The sequence below is a fragment of the Streptomyces sp. NPDC048171 genome (assembly GCF_043202655.1).
Lineage (GTDB): Bacteria > Actinomycetota > Actinomycetes > Streptomycetales > Streptomycetaceae > Streptomyces.
Window position 1 is genome coordinate 93954 of record NZ_JBIDAU010000002.1, and the last position, 19421, is coordinate 113374.

Here is a 19421-nt window from a genome sequence, read left to right on the forward strand (position 1 = left end):
GCGGCGCCGGATCCGTTGGCCTGACGCCGGGCCGAGCCGCGACCGCCGGTCCGAGGCCGGCACAGCCGCTCGAAGCTTGTGCGGCGCCCGTGGCGCGGAGCCCGCGAGGGCGGGCGTGAAGAGATCGGTCGGGGGCAGGGCGAAGCCGGCGGAGATGGGTGTGACGGCGGCGCCGGATCCGTTGGCCTGACGCCGGGCCGAGCCGCGACCGCCGGTCCGAGGCCGGCACAGCCGCTCGAAGCTTGTGCGGCGCCCGTGGCGCCGAGCCCGCGAGAGGTGCGTGGAGGGATCGCCCGGCGGCGGGGCGGAGCCGGCGGAGCCGGGTGTCACGGTCGCGCCGGATCCGCCGGCGTGAGGGGTCGGTGCCGAGGGTGGAGCCCTTGCATAACGATCTCGCATCCGGGGCAGACTTCCCCGTTTCGCCTTTCAGGGGCTGCTGACGTAGACTGACTCGTCGGCTCTCGTGCACCCGCATGTCTGCATGCGCTCGTACGGTGCGCAGGAGTCGATCAAGGTAGTCGATTCGAAGGGCGAAGCGTGGCCAAGAAGCAAGGTGCCATCGAGATCGAGGGCACTGTCGTCGAGTCTCTTCCGAACGCCATGTTCAAGGTCGAGCTCCAGAACGGCCACCAGGTCCTGGCACACATCAGCGGCAAGATGCGCATGCACTACATCCGCATCCTCCCTGACGACCGGGTCGTGGTGGAGCTGTCTCCGTACGACCTGACGCGTGGCCGGATCGTCTACCGGTACAAGTAGATCTTGCCCACGTCCCAGGCCGTCAGGCCCCGGGACCGCCGGCAACTGACCCGGAGAACCTCACACCCATGAAGGTCAAGCCGAGCGTCAAGAAGATCTGCGACAAGTGCAGGGTGATCCGCCGTCACGGTCGGGTCATGGTCATCTGCGACAACCCGCGCCACAAGCAGCGCCAGGGCTGACGCACGACCGTCCCTCCGCGATTCGCAGGACTTCGCGCGACGCGAGCTGAACATGTTCATACGCAGAACCCGGGCGCCCAGGCGTCCGACACCCCCGGTTCGGAGGCCGGGGACCCGACTCGTACCTCATACGGCGGCCGGGGACCGGTTCTGTGGAAGACCTCCGACAATCAACTGGAGCCATTGAATGGCACGCGTTTCCGGTGTTGACATCCCGCGCGAAAAGCGCGTCGAGATCGCCCTCACCTACGTGTTCGGCATTGGCCGGACCCTCTCGCAGCAGACGCTCGCCGCCACCGGCGTGGACCCGAACACCCGTGTTCGGGACCTCTCCGAGGAGCAGCTCGTCGCGATCCGCGAGTACGTCGACAACAACATCAAGACCGAGGGTGACCTTCGCCGCGAGGTCCAGGCCGACATCCGCCGCAAGGTCGAGATCGGCACCTACCAGGGTCTGCGTCACCGTCGTGGCCTGCCCGTCCGCGGTCAGCGCACCAGCACGAACGCCCGCACCCGCAAGGGCCCGCGTCGCGCCATCGCCGGCAAGAAGAAGCCGGGCAAGAAGTAGTCCGCAGCGGACTTCGCCGTCCAGCGGTCTTCGCTGTAGGACCGACCACCTCCCGTAGGAGAACGACATGCCCCCCAAGGGACGTCAGGGCGCGACCAAGAAGGTGCGCCGCAAGGAAAAGAAGAACGTCGCTCACGGCCACGCGCACATCAAGAGCACGTTCAACAACACGATCGTGTCCATCACGGACCCGACCGGCAACGTGATCTCCTGGGCCTCCGCCGGCCACGTCGGCTTCAAGGGCTCCCGGAAGTCCACGCCGTTCGCCGCGCAGATGGCCGCCGAGTCGGCTGCCCGCCGCGCCCAGGAGCACGGCATGCGCAAGGTCGACGTGTTCGTCAAGGGCCCGGGTTCCGGTCGTGAGACCGCCATCCGCTCCCTGCAGGCGACCGGCCTCGAGGTCGGCTCGATCCAGGACGTCACGCCCACCCCGCACAACGGCTGCCGTCCCCCGAAGCGCCGTCGCGTCTGATCGCGTTCCGCCGCGACGTCGCTTCATCGCTTCACCCGCTTCACCAGGGTTTTCGGGCGGTACGGCTCCTTCGGGTCGTATCGCCCGTACCCTTGCAGTACTGGTCGGGCGTCAAATAGCGGGCGCCCCTGACTGAAGGATCACCACATGCTGATCGCTCAGCGTCCCTCGTTGACCGAAGAGGTCGTCGACGAGTTCCGCTCCCGGTTCGTCATCGAGCCGCTGGAGCCGGGCTTCGGCTACACCCTCGGCAACTCCCTGCGTCGTACGCTCCTCTCCTCGATCCCCGGCGCTGCTGTCACCAGCATCCGGATCGACGGTGTCCTGCACGAGTTCACCACCGTGCCGGGCGTCAAGGAGGACGTCACCGACCTGATCCTCAACATCAAGCAGCTGGTCGTGTCGTCCGAGCACGACGAGCCCGTCGTGATGTACCTGCGCAAGCAGGGCCCGGGTCTGGTCACCGCCGCCGACATCGCGCCCCCGGCCGGTGTCGAGGTGCACAACCCCGACCTCGTCCTCGCCACGCTCAACGGCAAGGGCAAGCTGGAGATGGAGCTGACCGTGGAGCGCGGTCGCGGCTACGTCTCCGCCGTGCAGAACAAGCAGGTCGGTCAGGAGATCGGGCGCATCCCGGTCGACTCGATCTACTCGCCGGTTCTCAAGGTCACGTACAAGGTCGAGGCCACGCGTGTCGAGCAGCGCACCGACTTCGACAAGCTGATCGTCGACGTCGAGACCAAGCAGGCCATGCGTCCGCGCGACGCCATGGCGTCGGCCGGCAAGACCCTGGTCGAGCTGTTCGGTCTCGCCCGCGAGCTGAACATCGACGCCGAGGGCATCGACATGGGTCCGTCCCCGACGGACGCCGCGCTCGCCGCCGATCTGGCGCTGCCGATCGAGGAGCTGGAGCTCACCGTTCGGTCGTACAACTGCCTCAAGCGCGAGGGCATCCACTCCGTGGGTGAGCTCGTCGCCCGCTCCGAGGCCGACCTGCTGGACATCCGCAACTTCGGTGCGAAGTCCATCGACGAGGTCAAGGCCAAGCTCGCGGGTATGGGGCTTGCGCTGAAGGACTCGCCTCCCGGATTCGACCCGACCGCCGCCGCGGACGCCTTCGGCGCCGACGACGACGCGGACGCCGGGTTCGTGGAGACCGAGCAGTACTGATCGGTTTTCGGCTGCGGGACCGCTGTGGCTGGTCGCGCAGTTCCCCGCGCCCCTTGGGCGCGGGGTCTCCGACGGGCGACCGCCCGCTCGGATACTGACTTCGGTACCTGATACGGCCGGGGCAGACACCTAGGAGAAACACCATGCCGAAGCCCGCCAAGGGTGCCCGTCTGGGCGGCAGCGCCGCGCACGAGAAGCTGCTCCTCGCGAACCTCGCGAAGTCGCTCTTCGAGCACGGCAAGATCACAACCACCGAGGCGAAGGCCCGCCGCCTGCGCCCGTACGCCGAGCGTCTGGTCACCAAGGCGAAGAAGGGCGACCTTCACAACCGCCGTCAGGTGCTCCAGGTGATCACGGACAAGAGCGTCGTCCACACGCTCTTCACCGAGATCGGCCCGCGCTACGAGAACCGCCCCGGTGGTTACACGCGCATCACCAAGATCGGTAACCGCCGTGGCGACAACGCGCCCATGGCCGTCATCGAGCTGGTCGAGGCGCTGACCGTGGCGCAGCAGGCGACCGGTGAGGCCGAGGCCGCCACCAAGCGTGCCGCCAAGGACGCCGACGTTGCCGAGACCAAGGTCGACACGACCAAGGGCGACGAGGCTGCCGAGGCTCCCGCCGAGGAGTCGAAGGACGCCTAAGCGTCTGCCGGGGGCTGTGCGATTGCGGCTGCGGGTTCGTCGTGGCTTGTCGCGCAGTTCCCCGCGCCCCTTGAGGGCGTTGCGGGTCCGTCCCCTGTAGGGGGCGGGCCCGCTTTTTTGTGCACCTGAGAGGATCCTGGAGTGAGTGACGAAGTTGAGGCCGGGTACGTCCGGGTGCGGTTGGATCTCTCCTACGACGGGAGCGAGTTCTCCGGGTGGGCCAAGCAGGCCGGCGGGCGGCGGACCGTGCAGGGGGAGATCGAGGACGCGCTGCGGACCGTCACGCGGTCCCGGGAGACGTACGAACTGACCGTGGCGGGCCGCACCGACGCCGGGGTGCACGCCCGGGGACAGGTGGCCCATGTCGACCTGCCGCGCGAGGTGTGGGCCGAGCACCACGTGAAGTTGCTCAAGCGGCTCGCGGGGCGGCTGCCGAGGGACGTGCGGGTGTGGGCCCTGCGTGAGGCGCCCGGCGGCTTCAACGCCCGGTTCTCCGCGGTCTGGCGGCGCTACGCCTACCGGGTCACCGACAACCCGGGCGGCGTCGACCCGCTGCTGCGCGGCCACGTCCTGTGGCACGACTGGCCGCTCGACGTGGACGCCATGAACGAGGCCGCCCGCGGACTGCTGGGCGAGCACGACTTCGCCGCCTACTGCAAGAAGCGGGAGGGGGCCACCACCATCCGGACGCTGCAGGAGCTGAGCCTGGTGCGCGGGGAGGACGGGATCGTCACCGCCACCGTGCGGGCCGACGCCTTCTGCCACAACATGGTGCGCTCCCTCATCGGGGCGCTGCTGTTCGTCGGCGACGGACACCGGACGCCCGACTGGCCGGCGAAGGTGCTGGCCGCCGGGGTCCGCGACTCGGCCGTGCACGTCGTACGCCCGCACGGGCTGACGCTGGAGGAGGTCGGTTACCCGGCGGACGAGCTGCTCGCCGCCCGGAACAAGGAGGCCCGCAACAAGCGGTCCCTGCCCGGGGCCGGCTGCTGCTGATCAGCCCTCCGCCGCCGCCGACGCCTGGGCCTCACCGCGCCCGCGGATCTGCCGGAAGGCGAACTCCGCGAGGTCGTCGCCGGCCCGGAACACCTCCGTGGACTTCTCCGTGACGTCCTTGCCGCTGGTGGAGCCCGCGACGGTGAAGTAGGCGTAGCGGCCGTAGGAGTTGGTGGTGGAGCGGCAGACGGCGCCGGTGCAGAAGGACTTGACCCCGCCGCCGGACAGCGAGCGCACGATGCTCTTCTTGTCGGCCTGCTTCTTGGCCTTGGCGGCCTGCGCCTCGGTGTCGAAGACGGCCACGCCGACGGTCACGGCGGTGTCGCCCTGGGTGTACGTGACGCGGATCAGGCGGGTGCAGTCGTTGTCGTTCAGGACCTTCGGCAGGGTGCCCTGGACGGCCGAGCCGCAGGTGCGGGTGTCGGCCGTCGGTCCCTTCTTGTAGACAGTCTCGCCCATGGTCAGCTGCGTGCCGGGGAAGAGCAGGTCCGGGCTGAGCGGGGCCTTGTCCTTCTTGGCGCTGGCGACGAAGTCCTTCGGGTCCAGCGGCGGCGGGGCGCTGGTCGGCGCGAAGGAGGGGGCGGTGGCCGTCGCGCTCGGGATGTCGGCCGTCCCGGGCAGCTGCGAGGACGGGCTGTCGGAGGCCTGACCGGAGCCGTTGGCCGAGACCACGGCCACGGCGACGGCACTGGCTATCGCCACGGTGGCCAGCGCGCCCCCGCCGATGAGGAACAGCCGGCGGCGCTTGGCACGGGCCTCGGAGGCCTCGGCGAGGGCCGCCCAGTCCGGGGTGTTGTCGCTTTCACCACTGTTCCAGGGCTGCTGTTGCTGCTGCTGCGACTGCGGTGTCCAGGGATCCCACTGTGACTGAGGTCCCCCCTGCCCAAAGCTCATGGGGCGCATCTTAGACGGGCCGAGCGGCGTGCTGGTGCGCGTCCCCGGGGCCCGCAGCGCCTAGCGTTCCGTGCATGCGGACGGGCAAAAGCGACATCTCCGGGTGGTTGGTGCGGCCTGCGGGAGGGCACCTGTGGGCGGTTCTCGTGACCGTGTTGGCGGCCTGCGCGGCCCACGCGGCACGTGTGACCTCGGACGGCGGGATGGACAACGCGATCGTCGTGCGGGCCGCCCGCACCTGGCTGGACGGCGGCTCCCCGTACGACGATCCGCACTTCCTCTATTTTCCGAGCGCGGTCCTCGCCGCCGTCCCGCAGGCGCTGCTGCCCGGGGCCGTGCTGCCGGTGCTGGTCCCGTGCGCGGTGACGGTCCTGCTGGCGCTGGCCTGGGCCTGTGCGCTGCGGCTGCACCGCGTGCCGCTCGGCAGCCGACTCGCCGTCCTCGGGCTGACCGGGCTCGCGGTGGGCTTCGCGCCGTTCGGGCACCTGGTGCGGCTCGGCAACTGGACGGTGACGGCGACCGTGGCGCTCCCGCTGTCCCTGCTGCTGGCCGGCCGGGGCCGGTGGACGGCGGCGGGGGCGGTCGTCGGCGCGGCGGTCGCGCTCAAGCCGCTGCTCGCGCCCGTCCTGCTCCTCTTCCTGTTCGCCGGACGGTGGCGGGCGCTGGCGACCGCCGTGCTGGTACCCGCGCTGGCCTCCGGGGCGGCGGCGCTGGCGATGCCCGACCCGGCCGGCTTCTTCACCCGCACCCTGCCCTTCCTGCTGCGCGGCGACGACGGCTTCGTGCGGCTCTACGAGGCCTCCCCGGCGGCCGTGCTGCCCCGGCTGGGGGTGCCGCAGGGGCTCGCACAGGGGCTCGCGGTGGCGGCGGCGTGCGCCGGGGTGCTCTGCGCATACCGGCGCTGGCGCCGCGGGGACCCCGGTCCGCTGCGGCTCGCGGAGACCGGCGCCGGACTGATGCTCTCGGCGTTCCTCGTCTCCCGGCCCTCCTACGACCACTACCTCCTGGTCGCCGTGCCGCTGCTGCTCGCCGGGCTGCCGTACGGTGGATCGGTGGCCCGCGGGGTGTGGTTCTGGATCTCCCTGGTGCCCCAGGTACCGGGGCTGACCTGGCCCTGGCTGGATTCGGAGCGGCGCCGGGCCTTCCGGGACGCGTTCACCCTGTGCGTGCTCGCGGTGACGGTGGCGCGGCAGGGCCGGGCCGGTGCGCCGGACGCCGGCGGCCGGGTGCCGACCGGGCGGTCGCCGGAGCCCGCGCGGGCCCCGGCGACCCCGTTTTGACCCGGCCGTGGCCGCCCGGGTATTCTGCACAGTCGTATGTGTATTGGCTTGCTCATTCTCACGTGAGGGGCCCTTACACCGGTCCACCGGGACCGATGACCAGCGACCAGCACGCGGTATGCGTCACCGCGGTGCGGTCAGGGCTGTCGTGATCGTCTTCGGTGACCATGTCAGGACCACTCACTGAAGAAGCGAAGGCTACGAACCGTGCGTACGTACAGCCCCAAGCCCGGCGATGTGACGCGCCAGTGGCACGTCATCGACGCTCAGGACGTCGTCCTGGGTCGTCTGGCCACCACTGCGGCCTCCATCCTGCGCGGCAAGCACAAGCCGATCTACGCGCCCCACGTCGACACCGGTGACTTCGTCATCATCATCAACGCCGACAAGGTGCACCTCTCCGGCAACAAGCGGACCCAGAAGATGGCGTACCGCCACTCCGGCTACCCGGGCGGTCTGCGCTCCGTGCGCTACGACGAGCTCCTGGACAAGAACCCGGAGAAGGCGGTGGAGAAGGCCGTCAAGGGCATGCTCCCCAAGAACTCGCTGGGCCGTCAGATGCTCTCGAAGCTGAAGGTCTACAAGGGTGACCAGCACCCGCACGGCGCGCAGCAGCCGCAGCCGTTCGAGATCACCCAGGTCGCGCAGTAGTTCCGGCCACCCCCTAAGACTGAAGAGAATCTGAGGAGCATCGTGGCCGAGACCACTGCCGAGCAGCCGCTCGAAGAGATCGACATCGACAGCTACACCACCGAGTCCGAGGTCCCCGTCGAGGGTGAGTACACCTCGGAGTCCATGGCCTCCGCCTTCGGCGAGCCCCAGCCGGCCGCCGGCCTGGGCCGTCGCAAGAACGCCATCGCCCGCGTCCGGATCGTCCCGGGCACCGGCAAGTGGAAGATCAACGGCCGCACCCTTGAGGACTACTTCCCCAACAAGGTGCACCAGCAGGAGGTCAACGAGCCCTTCAAGGTGCTCGAGCTGGACGACCGTTACGACGTCGTCGCCCGCATCGCCGGTGGCGGTGTCTCCGGCCAGGCCGGCGCGCTCCGTCTCGGTGTCGCCCGCGCCCTGAACGAGGCCGACGTCGACAACAACCGCGGTCCGCTCAAGAAGGCCGGCTTCCTCAAGCGCGACGACCGTGCGGTCGAGCGCAAGAAGGCCGGTCTGAAGAAGGCCCGCAAGGCTCCGCAGTACAGCAAGCGCTAAGTCGCACCGGCTGTACTCCGAACGCCCCGGCGGCACGCCACTGTGCTGCCGGGGCGTTCGTCTATCCCCGTCGTTGGGCGTATAACGGCACAAGACGTTCAAGCGTTCAGAAGCTGAAATGCTTGTGTTCGGAATTGACGTTTCCTCAGGAGGACAAGTGGGACGACTCTTCGGCACGGACGGCGTGCGCGGCGTCGCCAACGCGGATCTGACGGCCGAGCTGGCGCTCGGACTCTCCGTGGCCGCGGCGCACGTACTGGCCGAGGCGGGCACCTTCGCCGGACACCGGGCGACCGCGGTGGTCGGCCGGGATCCGCGCGCCTCCGGCGAGTTCCTGGAAGCCGCCGTCGTCGCGGGTCTGGCCAGCGCCGGCGTGGACGTGCTGCGGGTCGGCGTGCTGCCGACGCCCGCGGTGGCCCACCTCACCGGCGCGCTCGGCGCCGACCTCGGCGTGATGCTGTCCGCCAGCCACAACGCCATGCCCGACAACGGCATCAAGTTCTTCGCCCGCGGCGGCCACAAGCTCGCCGACGAGCTGGAGGACCGGATCGAGTCCGTCTACGCGGAGCACCGCACCGGCGCCCCCTGGGACCGCCCGACCGGCGCCGGCGTGGGCCGGGTGCGGGACTACGACGAAGGGCTCGACCAGTACGTCGCGCACCTCGTCGGTGTCCTCCCGAACCGGCTCGACGGTCTGAAGATCGTCCTCGACGAGGCGCACGGCGCGGCCTCCCGGGTCTCGCCGGAGGCGTTCGCGCGGGCCGGTGCCGAGCTGGTCACCATCGGTGCGGTGCCCGACGGCCTCAACATCAACGACGGCTGCGGTTCCACCCATCTCGACCTGCTCAAGGCCGCCGTCGTCGAGCACGGCGCGCACCTCGGCATCGCCCACGACGGTGACGCCGACCGCTGCCTGGCCGTCGACCACACCGGCGCGGAGGTGGACGGCGACCAGATCCTCGCCGTGCTCGCGCTGGCCATGCGGGAGCGGGAGGCGCTGCGTTCGGACACGGTCGTCGCGACGGTCATGTCCAACCTGGGCTTCAAGCTCGCCATGGAGCGCGAGGGCATCCGGTTCGTGCAGACCGGCGTCGGTGACCGGTACGTCCTGGAGGAGATGAAGGAGCACGGCTACGCCCTCGGCGGCGAGCAGTCCGGGCACGTCATCATCCTCGACCACGCCACCACCGGTGACGGCACGCTGACCGGGCTGATGCTGGCGGCGCGGGTCGCGCAGACCGGCCGCTCGCTGCGGGAACTGGCGGGCGTCATGGAGCGGCTGCCGCAGGTGCTGATCAATGTGCCGGACGTGGACAAGTCGCGGGTGACGACCTCTGCCGAGTTGGCGACGGCGGTCTCCGAGGCCGAGCGGGAGCTGGGCAGTACCGGGCGGGTGTTGCTGCGGTCGTCCGGGACCGAGCCGCTCGTGCGGGTGATGGTCGAGGCGGCGGACATCGAGCAGGCTCGGTCTGTTGCCGGGCGGCTGGCGGATTCCGTCAAGTCCGCGCTGGGGTAATCGCCGGGTTGGGGGCGGGGGTTCTGTCCGTCGCGGGCTGCGGGTTCGTCGTGGCTTGTCGCGCAGTTCCCCGCGCCCCTTAGGGGCGTGACGCTGTCCGGCGTCGTTGGGTTGCCCACAGGGCCTTCTGGGCGAGCAGGGTCAGGGTGCCGGCCAGGATGATGGCGACCAGGTTGAGCAGGAGTTGCTCGCTCGAGCGGAACGCCTGGTGGGTGTCGTCGTAGAAGAGGGCCACGGCCGCGTTCGCGGCCGCCGGGACGGTCGTCACCGAGATGGCGACGCCGACCAGGGCACCCGACTTGGCGGAGGTCAGGGACAGCGTCCCCGCGGCCCCGGCCAGGACCGCCACCACGAAGGAGAACCAGTCGGGGGCGTAGACGAACCCGGTGTTGGGGCGGTCGCCCTCCAGCCTGGCCTCGCTGAACAGGTTGAACGCGTCCATCATCCAGCTGAAGCCCACCGTCACCGTCATCGCCACCGCGAAGCCCACCAGCAGGGCGGTCAGTGAGCGCAGGGCCAGCCGCGGGGCCCGTTGGACGATCGCGGTGCAGACGCCGGCGAGGGGTCCGAACTCCGGGCCGACCGCCATCGCGCCCACGATCAGGATCGCGTTGTCCAGCACCACACCGCAGGCCGCGATCATCGTGGCCAGCGTGATGAAGGCGACGTAGGTGACGGAGAGGGTCGACTCCTCGTGCGTCGCCTCCTCCAACTGCTCCCACAGCACCGCGTCGGCGGGCTCGCCCGGGGCGTCCTTCTCCGCCTTGTCGGCCCGCTCGGAGAGGGACAGGTCGATGTTCTCCGCGGTGATGGCGCCGCAGCTGTCGATGCCCAACGACCGCAGGCCGCCGATGAGTTCGTCACCCGCCTCACGGGCCACGTCGCACATGACGACGTCCCCCTCGGGCTCGCGGGCGACGCCCGGCAGGACGACGAGATGAGTGGTGCCGACGGTACGGTCGATCAGTCGGACCACCTCGTCGGTCCGGTCGGCCGGGGTGATCAGGCGCAGATGCAGCATCCGGTATTTCTACCGTCGACCGCGCCCCGCGTCACAGCTTGCGCAGACTGAGGCGCTGCACCTTGTGGTCGGGGCCCTTGCGCAGGACGAGGGTGGCCCGGCCCCGGGTGGGGGCCACGTTCTCCACCAGGTTGGGCTTGTTGATGGTGCGCCAGGTGGTGCGGGCGTAGTCGAGGGCCTCCTCCTCCGACACCTGGGTGTACTTGCGGAAGTACGAGGACGGGTTCTGGAAGGCGGTCTCGCGCAGCTTCCGGAAGCGGCTGAGGTACCAGCGCTCGATGTCCTCCGTGCGGGCGTCGACGTACACGCTGAAGTCGAAGTAGTCGGCGAGCCCGACCCTGGTGCGGCCGTCCTTGCCGGGCAGCGCGGGCTGGAGCACGTTGAGGCCCTCGACGATCAGGATGTCGGGGCGGCGGACGACGAGCTTCTGGTCCGGGACGATGTCGTAGATGAGGTGGGAGTACACGGGTGCCGTGACCTCCGCCTTGCCCGCCTTGATGTCGGCGACGAAGCGGGTCAGGGCCCGGCGGTCGTACGACTCGGGGAAGCCCTTGCGGGACATCAGGCCGCGTTGCTCCAGTTCCCGCGTCGGCAGCAGGAAGCCGTCGGTCGTGACCAGTTCCACGCGCGGGTGCTCGGGCCAGCGGGACAGCAGCGCCTGGAGCAGGCGGGCGACGGTGGACTTGCCGACCGCGACCGAGCCGGCGACCCCTATGACGAACGGGGTGCCGGACTGGGAACCCTGCGCGCCCAGGAAGGTGTTCAGGGCTCCGCGCAGCCCGTCGGTGGCGCCGACGTAGAGGTTGAGGAGCCGGGACAGCGGGAGGTAGATGTCCCGCACCTCGTCGAGGTCGATGACGTCGCCGAGGCCGCGCAGCTTCTCGACCTCCTCGGCGGTCAGCGGCAGCGGCGTCTTCTCGCGCAGCGCGCTCCACTCGGGGCGGGTGAGGTCGACGTAGGGAGTCGCCTCCGGCCGGTGCCGGTGGGCGCTCCGCGGTATCGAGGGGACCGGAGAGATCACAGTCCATTGTTAACGGAGTTTGAACGGGGCGGCAGGTGGGCTGTGTCACGCCCGCACCGGGCCGTCGCGGCGGAGATCACGTGGGCGTCACGGTCGGATATCGGCTGGCACAGTCCTGATCACCTGTCAGTCCGCTGTGTCTAGAGTCATCGCACGTTTGTACGGATGTTTGTCCTGGCGCCTGCGTGGTGTGCGGACCTTCGAGGGCATCCGCCATCTGGAAGAAAGAGCCCGACGTGAGACTGACCGTCATCCGCCGTACCGCGCTCGCGGCCTCCGCCGCCGCCCTGGCCCTGCTCGTCACCGCCTGCGGGTCCTCCGACGACGGCGGCGACGGCAGCGGCGGCAAGGTGTCCGGCGACGGCAAGGACGCGGGCGGCGGGGCGGCTTCCGCGGCCCCGGCGCTCACCGCGGCCGAGCTGGAGAAGGCGGCCCTGGCGCAGGCGGACGTCAAGAACGGCAAGGTCACCAAGGTGTCGGCGACGGACGACGTGGCCAAGGACAAGGTGAAGGGCGACAAGGCGGAGTGCGAGCCGCTCGCCTTCGCCGAGACCGGTGTCCCCCTGGGCGAGCCCGCGGCGGCCGTCAAGCGGAGCTGGACCGAGGGCCCGAAGAAGCCGTCCGGCGACGCGGGCACCGAGGAGGCCATCGGCGCCGCGTTCGACCTGGACAAGGCGCTGGTGACGCTGGCGACCTACGACGACGGCGGCGCCGAGGCGGTGCTGAAGGACGTGAAGGAGGCGGCCGGCGCCTGCGCCGGCGGCTTCACCTTCACCGCAATGGGTGAACCGGCCAAGATCGCCAAGGTGGCGCAGGGAGAGGCGACCGGCGGGGCGGACGAGTCCGTCGCCATGACGATGACGATGGTCGGGGAGGACGGCGACGAGTTCCCGGTCAAGGTGTCCGTCACCCGCAAGGGCTCCACCGTGGCCACCTTCACCGTCCTCAATCTGGCCTCCGCCGGCACCGGCAAGGACTTCCCGTTCCCCACCGAGATCAGCGACGCGCAGCTCGCCAAGCTGGGCTGAGTCCGGCCGCCGGGGTGTTCGTACCCCGGTGGGAATTTCCGATTTCGGGCACGACAAGGCCGGTTCGGGATCGAATCTGATCGTAGGCTGCCGGGCATGTGCGGAATCGTGGGATACGTGGGGTCGCAGTCGGCGCTCGATGTCGTGATGGCCGGACTGAAGCGGCTCGAGTACCGGGGATACGACTCGGCGGGCGTGGCCGTGCTCGCGGACGGCGGCCTCGCCGCCGCGAAGCGGGCCGGCAAGCTCGTCAACCTCGACAAGGAACTGTCCGAACACCCGCTGCCGTCCGCCGCGACCGGCATCGGCCACACCCGCTGGGCCACCCACGGCGGCCCCACCGACACCAACGCCCACCCGCACCTCGACAACGCGGGCCGGGTGGCCGTGGTGCACAACGGCATCATCGAGAACTTCGCGCCCCTGCGGGCCGAGCTGGCCGAGCGCGGCCACGAACTGCCCTCCGAGACCGACACCGAGGTCGTCGCCCACCTGCTCGCCGAGGAGTTCTCCGCCTGCGCCGACCTCGCCGAGGCGATGCGGCTGGTGTGCCGGCGGCTGGAGGGCGCGTTCACCCTGGTCGCGGTGCACGCGGACGCGCCGGACGTGGTCGTCGGCGCCCGCCGCAACTCGCCGCTGGTGGTGGGCGTGGGGGAGGGCGAGTCCTTCCTCGCCTCGGACGTGGCGGCCTTCATCGCGCACACCCGGGACGCCCTCGAGCTGGGCCAGGACCAGGTCGTCGAACTGCGCCGGGACGGTGTGACGGTCACCGGCTTCGACGGCAGCCCCGCCGAGGTCCGCTCGTACCACGTCGACTGGGACGCCTCGGCCGCCGAGAAGGCCGGCTACGACTACTTCATGCTCAAGGAGATCGCCGAGCAGCCCAAGGCGGTCGCCGACACCCTGCTGGGCCGCATCGACGGGTCCGGCATGCTGAGCCTGGACGAGGTGCGCATCCCGCCGGGGGTGCTGCGCGAGGTCGACAAGGTCGTCATCGTCGCCTGCGGTACGGCCTTCCACGCCGGGCTGATCGCCAAGTACGCCATCGAGCACTGGACGCGCGTCCCCTGCGAGGTGGAGCTGGCCAGCGAGTTCCGCTATCGCGACCCGATCCTCGACCAGCAGACGCTGGTCGTCGCCATCTCCCAGTCCGGCGAGACCATGGACACCCTCATGGCCCTGCGCCACGCCCGCGAGCAGGGTGCCAAGGTGCTGGCCATCTGCAACACCAACGGCTCCACCATCCCGCGCGAGTCCGACGCGGTGCTCTACACGCACGCGGGGCCCGAGGTCGCCGTCGCCTCCACCAAGGCGTTCCTCACCCAGCTGGTCGCCTGCTACCTGGTCGCCCTCTACCTCGGGCAGGTGCGGGGCACCAAGTACGGCGACGAGATCCGCGACGTCGTCCGCGACCTCTCGCGGATCTCCGGTGCGGTCGAGCGGGTGCTGGAGACCATGGAGCCCGTGCGCGAGCTGGCGCGCTCCCTCGCCCACAAGAACACGGTGCTGTTCCTGGGCCGGTACGTCGGGCACCCGGTCGCCCTCGAAGGCGCGCTGAAGCTCAAGGAGTTGGCGTACATGCACGCCGAGGGGTTCGCGGCGGGGGAGCTGAAGCACGGGCCGATCGCGCTGATCGAGGAGGACCTGCCGGTCGTCGTGGTCGTGCCGTCGCCGCGCGGGCGCTCCGTCCTGCACGACAAGATCGTGTCGAACATCCAGGAGATCAGGGCCCGGGGCGCCCGCACCATCGTGATCGCCGAGGAGGGCGACGAGGCGGTCGTCCCGTACGCCGACCACCTGGTCCGCATCCCGGCCACGCCGACCCTGCTCCAGCCGCTGGTGGCGACGGTGCCGTTGCAGGTCTTCGCGTGCGAGCTGGCGACGGCCCGGGGCAACGAGGTGGACCAGCCGCGGAACCTGGCGAAGTCCGTGACGGTCGAGTGACCGAGCGGCGCCTCAGCGGGCGGGGGCGGGCAGCACGCTGACGACCCGGAAGCGCTCCAGCACCGCGGGCGTCGTGTCGTCCACGGTGAACTCCGGGTCGTCCAGGGCCGCGCGCATCTCCTCGCCGTGCCAGAACTCCTCGTGGCCCGCCCGCCACTCGGCCACGCTGGTGTACCCCTCGCCCTCGTCCACCGCGTGGGCGAGATCCACCTCGCCGAGCGGGACCACGCGTACCCCGGTCACCTCGACGACGGCCACGGGGTGCTCGTGCGAGTCGACGAGCACCCCGCGGTCGCCGGCCCGCGGCAGCGGCTCGCCCTCGTGCTCGTAGTCGACGAGCAGGCCGGTCGTGGAGGTCTTCGACCCGTCGAGGACCGCCGCGACGAGCCGGTCGCGCAGGAGGCCGGGGAAGGCGAACTCGACCTTGGGCAGCGAGCCGAGGTCCGCGGGCACGGGGTCCTGACCGGGGATCATGCGACCACCCTACGCAGGGCGGGGCGGCGGGTGGGCGCTTGCGGGGACCGTCTTCCGGACCGCTTGCGGGACCCGCCTTTCGGACCGTCTTCGGGACGGCCTTCTGGACCGTCCTCGGGAGGGGCCTTGTGGACCGTCTTCCGACCCGCCGACCCGCCGACCCGCCGACCCGCCGACCCGCCGACCCGCCGACCCGCCGACCCGCCGGCCTTGCGGCCGGCCTTGCGACCGGTCTCCCGGACGGCCTCCCGGCCGGTCTCCCGACCGGTCTCCCGGACGGCCTTCCGGCCGGTCTCCCGACCGGCCTCCCGACCGGCCTTCTGGGCCGCCTTCCGGGAGTACGCCCCCTGCTCAGCCCTCCTGCACATCCCGCCACGCCCGCGGGATCGCCGCCGCCACGTCGTGCGCGCCCACCGGCGCTCCCTGAGCCGCGAAGCGGCCCGCCAGGCCGTGCAGGTACGCCGCCGCGCTCCCCGCGTCCCGGGCCGACAGCCCGGCCGCCAGCAGGGAGCCCGCGAGCCCGGAGAGCACATCCCCGCTCCCGGCCGTCGCGAGCCACGACGTGCCCGTCGGGTTGACCCGGACCGGCCCTCCGTCCGGCCCCGCCACCACCGTCGTCGAGCCCTTCAGCAGCACCGTCGCCCCGTACCGCGCCGCCAGCTCCCGCGCCGAGGCCAGTCGCGCCCCCTCGACCTCCTCCCGGCCCACCCCGAGCAGGGCGGCCGCCTCCCCGGCGTGCGGCGTCATCAGCGTCGCCGCCGTGCGTGCCCGGACCGCGTCCGCGTCGGCCAGCCGCAGCCCGTCCGCGTCGATCAGCACCGGCACCTCGGCCGCCAGCACCTCGGCCACCGTCCCCGCGTCGTCTCCGGCCCCCGGTCCGACCACCCACGCCTGCACGCGCCCCGCCCGCTTCGGGCCCCGCTCGGACACGAGCGTCTCCGGGAAGCGGGCGATCACCGCGTCCCCCGCCGGACCGACGTACCGCACCGCCCCGGCCCCGCCCCGCAGCGCACCGGCGACGGCGAGCACCGCCGCGCCCGGATAGCGGGCCGACCCGGCGGCGACCCCCACGACCCCCCGCCGGTACTTGTCGCTCTCCGCGCCCGGCACCGGCAGCAGCCGGGCCACGTCCGCGTGCTGCAGGGCCTCCAGCTCGGCCGCCTCACCGGGCAGCGGCAGCCCGATGTCCACCAGCCGCACCGAACCGGCGTACTCCCGCGCCGGATCGACCAGCAGCCCCGGCTTGTGCGCCCCGAAGGTGACCGTCAGGTCGGCGCGGACCGCGGCCCCCCGCACCTCCCCCGTGTCCGCGTCGACCCCGCTCGGCAGGTCGACGGCGACGACGGCGGCCCGGGACCGCGCGGCCGCGTCCGCGAGCGGCACCGCCTCCTCCCGCAACCCGCCCTTGCCGCCGATCCCGATGATCCCGTCGACGACCAGGTCGGCCCGCGTGACCAGCTCCACGGCCGACCCGGCACCGGTCTGAGGCCCGCCCGCCACCGCCCGGCCACCCGCCCGGCGCAACGCGGCCAGCCCCGGTCCGTGCGCGCGGTCCGGCGCCAGCAGCACCGCCGTCACCCCCGCCCCCCGCCGGGCCAGCCGCGCCCCGGCGTACAGGGCGTCACCGCCGTTGTCCCCGCTGCCGACCAGCAGCACCACCCGGCTGCCGTAGACCCGGCCCGCCACCCGCCCGAGCACCTCGGCGCAGGCGGCGGCCAGCCCGGCGGCGGCCCGTTGCATCAACGCGCCCTCCGGCAGCCGTGCCATCTCCTGGCGTTCCGCCGTCCTGACCGTCTCCACGCTGTACGCAGTCCGCATGCCGTCGAGTCTTCCCCGTACGCCCGGAACACGCACGAGCCCGGCGCCCGCGATGTGCGGGACAGTTGTCGCATGGGCGACGAGGAGACGGCACAGGTCATGACCTCGCTGGGGACCCGCCTGCGGGCGATCCGGCAGGCCCGCGGGCTCACCCTGGCGCAGCTCGCCGCGGCCACCGGCGTCTCCGTGAGCACGCTGTCCCGGCTGGAGTCGGGGCAACGGGAGCCCGGACTGCGGCACCTGCTGCCGCTGGCCAGGGCCCACCGCCTGCCCCTGGACGAACTGGTCGGCTCCAGCACCGGCGACCCCCGCGTCCACCCCCGGCCCTTCACCCGGCACGGCCAGACCTGGGTCCCGCTCACCCGGAACCCGAACGACGGGCTGCACGCCTACAAGCAGATCCTCCCCGCCCCGGCCGTCCCGCGGACCCCGGGCGGCCCGCGTCCCGAACAGGGGTCCCACGAGGGCCACGAGTGGCTCTACGTCCTCTCCGGCCGCCTGCTCCTCGCCCTCGGCGACCACGACCTCGTCCTGACGGCCGGCGAGACCGCGGAGTTCGACACCCGCGTCCCGCACGGCATCGCCAACGCGGGGGACCGGCCGGTCGAGTGGATCGCCCTGTACGGCGCCCAGGGCGAGCGCATGCACATCCGGGTCCGGCCGACCGGGGGCGGGGCCTAGGAACCCTTGACGGCACCTGGGGATCCTTGGAGGAGGCGCTACCCCTCCGCGATCACCACCGCCGAGGCCACGCCCGCGTCATGGCTGAGCGACACGTGCCACGACGCCACGCCCAGCTCCGCCGCCCGCGCCGCCACTGTCCCCGTCACCCGCAGCCGCGGCCGGCCGCTGTCCTCGACGTACACCTCGGCGTCCGTCCAGAGCAGGCCGGCCGGCGCGCCCAGCGCCTTCGCGAGCGCCTCCTTCGCCGCGAAGCGGGCGGCGAGCGAGGCGACGCCCCGGCGCTCCCCGCTCGGCAGCCGCAACTCGCTCTCCAGGAAGAGCCGCTCCGCCAGGGCCGGTGTGCGCTCCAGCGACGCCCCGAACCGCTCGATCTCGGCCACGTCGATCCCGACCCCGATGATGCTCATGCCGGGCACCCTAGCCACTGCCGGCCGCCGCCCGGCGGTGACGCCGGGCACACGGCGGCGGCCGGGGGCTCTGAGAGACTGTGGGCACGATGAGTGAGACAGCTGCTCGGCGGGACGCGGTACTGCGGGCCCGGGCCGAGATCGACCTGGCCGCCCTGCGGGCCAACGTCCGCGCCCTGCGCGAACGGGCCCCCGGGGCGGCTCTCATGGCCGTCGTCAAGGCCGACGGATACGGCCACGGCGCGGCACCCTGCGCCCGCGCGGCCGTCGAGGCGGGCGCGACCTGGCTGGGCACGGCCACCCCGCACGAGGCACTCGCCCTGCGTGCGGACGCAGGGGTGCCGGACGACGTACGGATCATGTGCTGGCTGTGGACGCCGGGCGGCCCCTGGCGGGAGGCCGTCGAGGCCGGTCTCGACGTCTCCGTCAGCGCCCTGTGGGCCCTGACGGAGGTCACCGCGGCGGCACGGCTCGCCGGGCGCCCCGCGCTCGTGCAGCTCAAGGCCGACACCGGGCTCGGCCGGGGCGGCTGCCAGCCGGGCGCGGACTGGGCGGAACTGGTCCGTCAGGCCCTGCGGGCCGAGGCCGAGGGCGTGCTCCGGGTCACCGGTCTCTGGTCGCACTTCGCCTGCGCCGACGAACCCGGGCACCCCTCCATCGCCGCCCAGCTCACCCTCTTCCAGGAGATGACCGCGTACGCCGAGCGGCAGGGCGTACGCCCCGACGTGCGGCACATCGCCAACTCGCCGGCCACGCTCACCCTCCCCGAGGCCCACTTCGACCTGGTGCGGCCCGGCATCGCGATGTACGGCGTCTCGCCCAGCCCCGAGATCGGCACCCCCGCCGACCTCGGACTGCGGCCCGTGATGACGCTGACCGCCGCGCTGGCCCTGGTCAAGCAGGTCCCCGGTGGCCACGGCGTCAGCTACGGGCACCACTACACGACCCCCGGCGACACCACCCTCGGCCTCGTCCCCCTCGGCTACGCGGACGGCATCCCGCGCCACGCCTCCTCCACCGGCCCCGTCCTGGTCGACGGCAAGTGGCGCACCGTGGCGGGACGGATCGCGATGGACCAGTTCGTCGTCGACCTCGGCGGCGACCGGCCCGAACCGGGTGCCGAGGCGGTGCTGTTCGGGCCCGGCGACCGCGGCGAGCCCACCGCCGAGGACTGGGCGCAGGCGGCGGGCACCATCGGGTACGAGATCGTCACCCGGATCGGATCCCGCGTCCCGCGCGTCTATGTGAACGAGTGACGCGTCGGTACACCCAGTTGGGCGCGTGACGCGCGTTGAGGTGAATCGGCAACCAGTGGGTATCCGCACAGCGGCCCGGCG

At 71.9% G+C, this 19421-nt stretch carries 21 protein-coding genes; 15 read left to right on the forward strand and 6 right to left on the reverse strand.

Annotated features, from left to right (window positions below; translation table 11 throughout):
• Positions 1-537: 537 nt before the first annotated feature.
• The 7 genes from infA to truA all read left to right on the forward strand — a co-directional run bounded on the left by infA (position 538) and on the right by truA (position 4791).
• Positions 538-759: a translation initiation factor IF-1 gene (gene infA, locus ACGF3J_RS04830; protein WP_003948620.1), complete on the forward strand. Its 222-nt coding sequence runs from the start codon at positions 538-540 to the stop codon at positions 757-759.
• 68 nt (positions 760-827) lie between these two features.
• Positions 828-941 (forward strand): 50S ribosomal protein L36, encoded by a 114-nt coding sequence (gene rpmJ / locus ACGF3J_RS04835; protein ID WP_003974245.1) that lies wholly within the window; start codon positions 828-830, stop codon positions 939-941.
• Positions 942-1128: 187 nt separating this feature from the next.
• Positions 1129-1509 carry a 30S ribosomal protein S13 gene (gene rpsM / locus ACGF3J_RS04840; protein WP_003974244.1) on the forward strand — a complete coding sequence of 127 codons (381 nt, stop codon included), beginning with the start codon at positions 1129-1131 and terminating at the stop codon, positions 1507-1509.
• Between the two features lie 67 nt (positions 1510-1576).
• A complete protein-coding gene (gene rpsK, locus ACGF3J_RS04845) occupies positions 1577-1981 on the forward strand; it encodes a 30S ribosomal protein S11 (protein WP_007443997.1) in 405 nt (134 codons plus the stop codon).
• Positions 1982-2128: 147 nt separating this feature from the next.
• A complete protein-coding gene (locus ACGF3J_RS04850) occupies positions 2129-3151 on the forward strand; it encodes a DNA-directed RNA polymerase subunit alpha (RefSeq protein WP_003966937.1) in 1023 nt (340 codons plus the stop codon).
• A 143-nt stretch (positions 3152-3294) separates the two neighbouring features.
• The gene (gene rplQ / locus ACGF3J_RS04855) at positions 3295-3795 is read left to right on the forward strand and encodes a 50S ribosomal protein L17 (protein WP_161327693.1); all 501 of its coding nucleotides are present in this window, start codon (positions 3295-3297) and stop codon (positions 3793-3795) included.
• 141 nt (positions 3796-3936) lie between these two features.
• The gene (gene truA, locus ACGF3J_RS04860; protein WP_161327692.1) at positions 3937-4791 is read left to right on the forward strand and encodes a tRNA pseudouridine(38-40) synthase TruA; all 855 of its coding nucleotides are present in this window, start codon (positions 3937-3939) and stop codon (positions 4789-4791) included.
• Here truA and ACGF3J_RS04865 read toward each other — a convergent pair whose 3' ends face one another.
• Positions 4792-5685, reverse strand: a complete 894-nt coding sequence (locus ACGF3J_RS04865) for a hypothetical protein (protein ID WP_161327691.1) — start codon at positions 5683-5685, stop codon at positions 4792-4794.
• A 74-nt stretch (positions 5686-5759) separates the two neighbouring features.
• Between ACGF3J_RS04865 and ACGF3J_RS04870 the strand changes: the two genes are divergently transcribed.
• The 4 genes from ACGF3J_RS04870 to glmM all read left to right on the forward strand — a co-directional run bounded on the left by ACGF3J_RS04870 (position 5760) and on the right by glmM (position 9687).
• Positions 5760-6965 (forward strand): glycosyltransferase 87 family protein, encoded by a 1206-nt coding sequence (locus tag ACGF3J_RS04870; protein WP_161327690.1) that lies wholly within the window; start codon positions 5760-5762, stop codon positions 6963-6965.
• A 207-nt stretch (positions 6966-7172) separates the two neighbouring features.
• Positions 7173-7616 (forward strand): 50S ribosomal protein L13, encoded by a 444-nt coding sequence (gene rplM, locus ACGF3J_RS04875; RefSeq protein WP_122615770.1) that lies wholly within the window; start codon positions 7173-7175, stop codon positions 7614-7616.
• A 42-nt stretch (positions 7617-7658) separates the two neighbouring features.
• The gene (gene rpsI, locus ACGF3J_RS04880) at positions 7659-8171 is read left to right on the forward strand and encodes a 30S ribosomal protein S9 (RefSeq protein ID WP_073725049.1); all 513 of its coding nucleotides are present in this window, start codon (positions 7659-7661) and stop codon (positions 8169-8171) included.
• Between the two features lie 157 nt (positions 8172-8328).
• Positions 8329-9687 (forward strand): phosphoglucosamine mutase, encoded by a 1359-nt coding sequence (glmM, locus tag ACGF3J_RS04885; RefSeq protein ID WP_161327689.1) that lies wholly within the window; start codon positions 8329-8331, stop codon positions 9685-9687.
• A 79-nt stretch (positions 9688-9766) separates the two neighbouring features.
• On the opposite strand, the gene ACGF3J_RS04890 is transcribed toward glmM, so the two are convergent.
• Positions 9767-10708: a DUF389 domain-containing protein gene (locus tag ACGF3J_RS04890; protein WP_161327688.1), complete on the reverse strand. Its 942-nt coding sequence runs from the start codon at positions 10706-10708 to the stop codon at positions 9767-9769.
• 31 nt (positions 10709-10739) lie between these two features.
• The gene (coaA, locus tag ACGF3J_RS04895) at positions 10740-11729 is read right to left on the reverse strand and encodes a type I pantothenate kinase (protein ID WP_161327687.1); all 990 of its coding nucleotides are present in this window, start codon (positions 11727-11729) and stop codon (positions 10740-10742) included.
• A 236-nt stretch (positions 11730-11965) separates the two neighbouring features.
• On the opposite strand from coaA, the gene ACGF3J_RS04900 reads away from it, so the two are divergent.
• Both ACGF3J_RS04900 and glmS read left to right on the forward strand, forming a co-directional pair.
• Complete coding sequence (locus ACGF3J_RS04900) at positions 11966-12757, forward strand: hypothetical protein (RefSeq protein WP_161327686.1); 792 nt, start codon at positions 11966-11968, stop codon at positions 12755-12757.
• A gap of 96 nt (positions 12758-12853) precedes the next feature.
• Positions 12854-14701 (forward strand): glutamine--fructose-6-phosphate transaminase (isomerizing), encoded by a 1848-nt coding sequence (glmS, locus tag ACGF3J_RS04905; RefSeq protein ID WP_161327685.1) that lies wholly within the window; start codon positions 12854-12856, stop codon positions 14699-14701.
• Between the two features lie 12 nt (positions 14702-14713).
• On the opposite strand, the gene ACGF3J_RS04910 is transcribed toward glmS, so the two are convergent.
• Together ACGF3J_RS04910 and ACGF3J_RS04915 are read right to left on the reverse strand one after the other, a co-directional pair.
• Positions 14714-15175 carry an ASCH domain-containing protein gene (locus ACGF3J_RS04910; RefSeq protein WP_161327684.1) on the reverse strand — a complete coding sequence of 154 codons (462 nt, stop codon included), beginning with the start codon at positions 15173-15175 and terminating at the stop codon, positions 14714-14716.
• A gap of 351 nt (positions 15176-15526) precedes the next feature.
• Complete coding sequence (locus tag ACGF3J_RS04915; protein ID WP_161327683.1) at positions 15527-16993, reverse strand: NAD(P)H-hydrate dehydratase; 1467 nt, start codon at positions 16991-16993, stop codon at positions 15527-15529.
• A gap of 72 nt (positions 16994-17065) precedes the next feature.
• Here ACGF3J_RS04915 and ACGF3J_RS04920 point away from each other — a divergent pair, with 72 nt between their 5' ends.
• On the forward strand, positions 17066-17674 hold the full coding sequence (locus ACGF3J_RS04920; protein WP_161327682.1) for a helix-turn-helix domain-containing protein: 609 nt from the start codon (positions 17066-17068) through the stop codon (positions 17672-17674).
• A gap of 38 nt (positions 17675-17712) precedes the next feature.
• Here ACGF3J_RS04920 and ACGF3J_RS04925 read toward each other — a convergent pair whose 3' ends face one another.
• On the reverse strand, positions 17713-18084 hold the full coding sequence (locus ACGF3J_RS04925) for a holo-ACP synthase (RefSeq protein ID WP_161327681.1): 372 nt from the start codon (positions 18082-18084) through the stop codon (positions 17713-17715).
• A gap of 89 nt (positions 18085-18173) precedes the next feature.
• On the opposite strand from ACGF3J_RS04925, the gene alr reads away from it, so the two are divergent.
• Entirely contained in the window at positions 18174-19340 is a 1167-nt protein-coding gene (gene alr / locus ACGF3J_RS04930; RefSeq protein WP_161327680.1) for an alanine racemase, read from the forward strand.
• Positions 19341-19421: the final 81 nt, after the last annotated feature.

What these genes read in the sequence shown, in the direction of transcription:
- rpmJ (WP_003974245.1), top strand. Translation starts at nt 828, where the DNA reads ATGAAGGTCAAGCCGAGCGTCAAGAAGATCTGCGACAAGTGCAGGGTG.
- rpsM (WP_003974244.1), top strand. Translation starts at nt 1,129, where the DNA reads ATGGCACGCGTTTCCGGTGTTGACATCCCGCGCGAAAAGCGCGTCGAG.
- rpsK (WP_007443997.1), top strand. Translation starts at nt 1,577, where the DNA reads ATGCCCCCCAAGGGACGTCAGGGCGCGACCAAGAAGGTGCGCCGCAAG.
- ACGF3J_RS04850 (WP_003966937.1), top strand. Translation starts at nt 2,129, where the DNA reads ATGCTGATCGCTCAGCGTCCCTCGTTGACCGAAGAGGTCGTCGACGAG.
- rplQ (WP_161327693.1), top strand. Translation starts at nt 3,295, where the DNA reads ATGCCGAAGCCCGCCAAGGGTGCCCGTCTGGGCGGCAGCGCCGCGCAC.
- ACGF3J_RS04865 (WP_161327691.1), bottom strand. Translation starts at nt 5,685, where the DNA reads ATGAGCTTTGGGCAGGGGGGACCTCAGTCACAGTGGGATCCCTGGACA.
- ACGF3J_RS04870 (WP_161327690.1), top strand. Translation starts at nt 5,760, where the DNA reads ATGCGGACGGGCAAAAGCGACATCTCCGGGTGGTTGGTGCGGCCTGCG.
- ACGF3J_RS04890 (WP_161327688.1), bottom strand. Translation starts at nt 10,708, where the DNA reads ATGCTGCATCTGCGCCTGATCACCCCGGCCGACCGGACCGACGAGGTG.
- glmS (WP_161327685.1), top strand. Translation starts at nt 12,854, where the DNA reads ATGTGCGGAATCGTGGGATACGTGGGGTCGCAGTCGGCGCTCGATGTC.
- ACGF3J_RS04910 (WP_161327684.1), bottom strand. Translation starts at nt 15,175, where the DNA reads ATGATCCCCGGTCAGGACCCCGTGCCCGCGGACCTCGGCTCGCTGCCC.
- ACGF3J_RS04915 (WP_161327683.1), bottom strand. Translation starts at nt 16,993, where the DNA reads ATGCGGACTGCGTACAGCGTGGAGACGGTCAGGACGGCGGAACGCCAG.
- ACGF3J_RS04920 (WP_161327682.1), top strand. Translation starts at nt 17,066, where the DNA reads ATGGGCGACGAGGAGACGGCACAGGTCATGACCTCGCTGGGGACCCGC.
- ACGF3J_RS04925 (WP_161327681.1), bottom strand. Translation starts at nt 18,084, where the DNA reads ATGAGCATCATCGGGGTCGGGATCGACGTGGCCGAGATCGAGCGGTTC.
- alr (WP_161327680.1), top strand. Translation starts at nt 18,174, where the DNA reads ATGAGTGAGACAGCTGCTCGGCGGGACGCGGTACTGCGGGCCCGGGCC.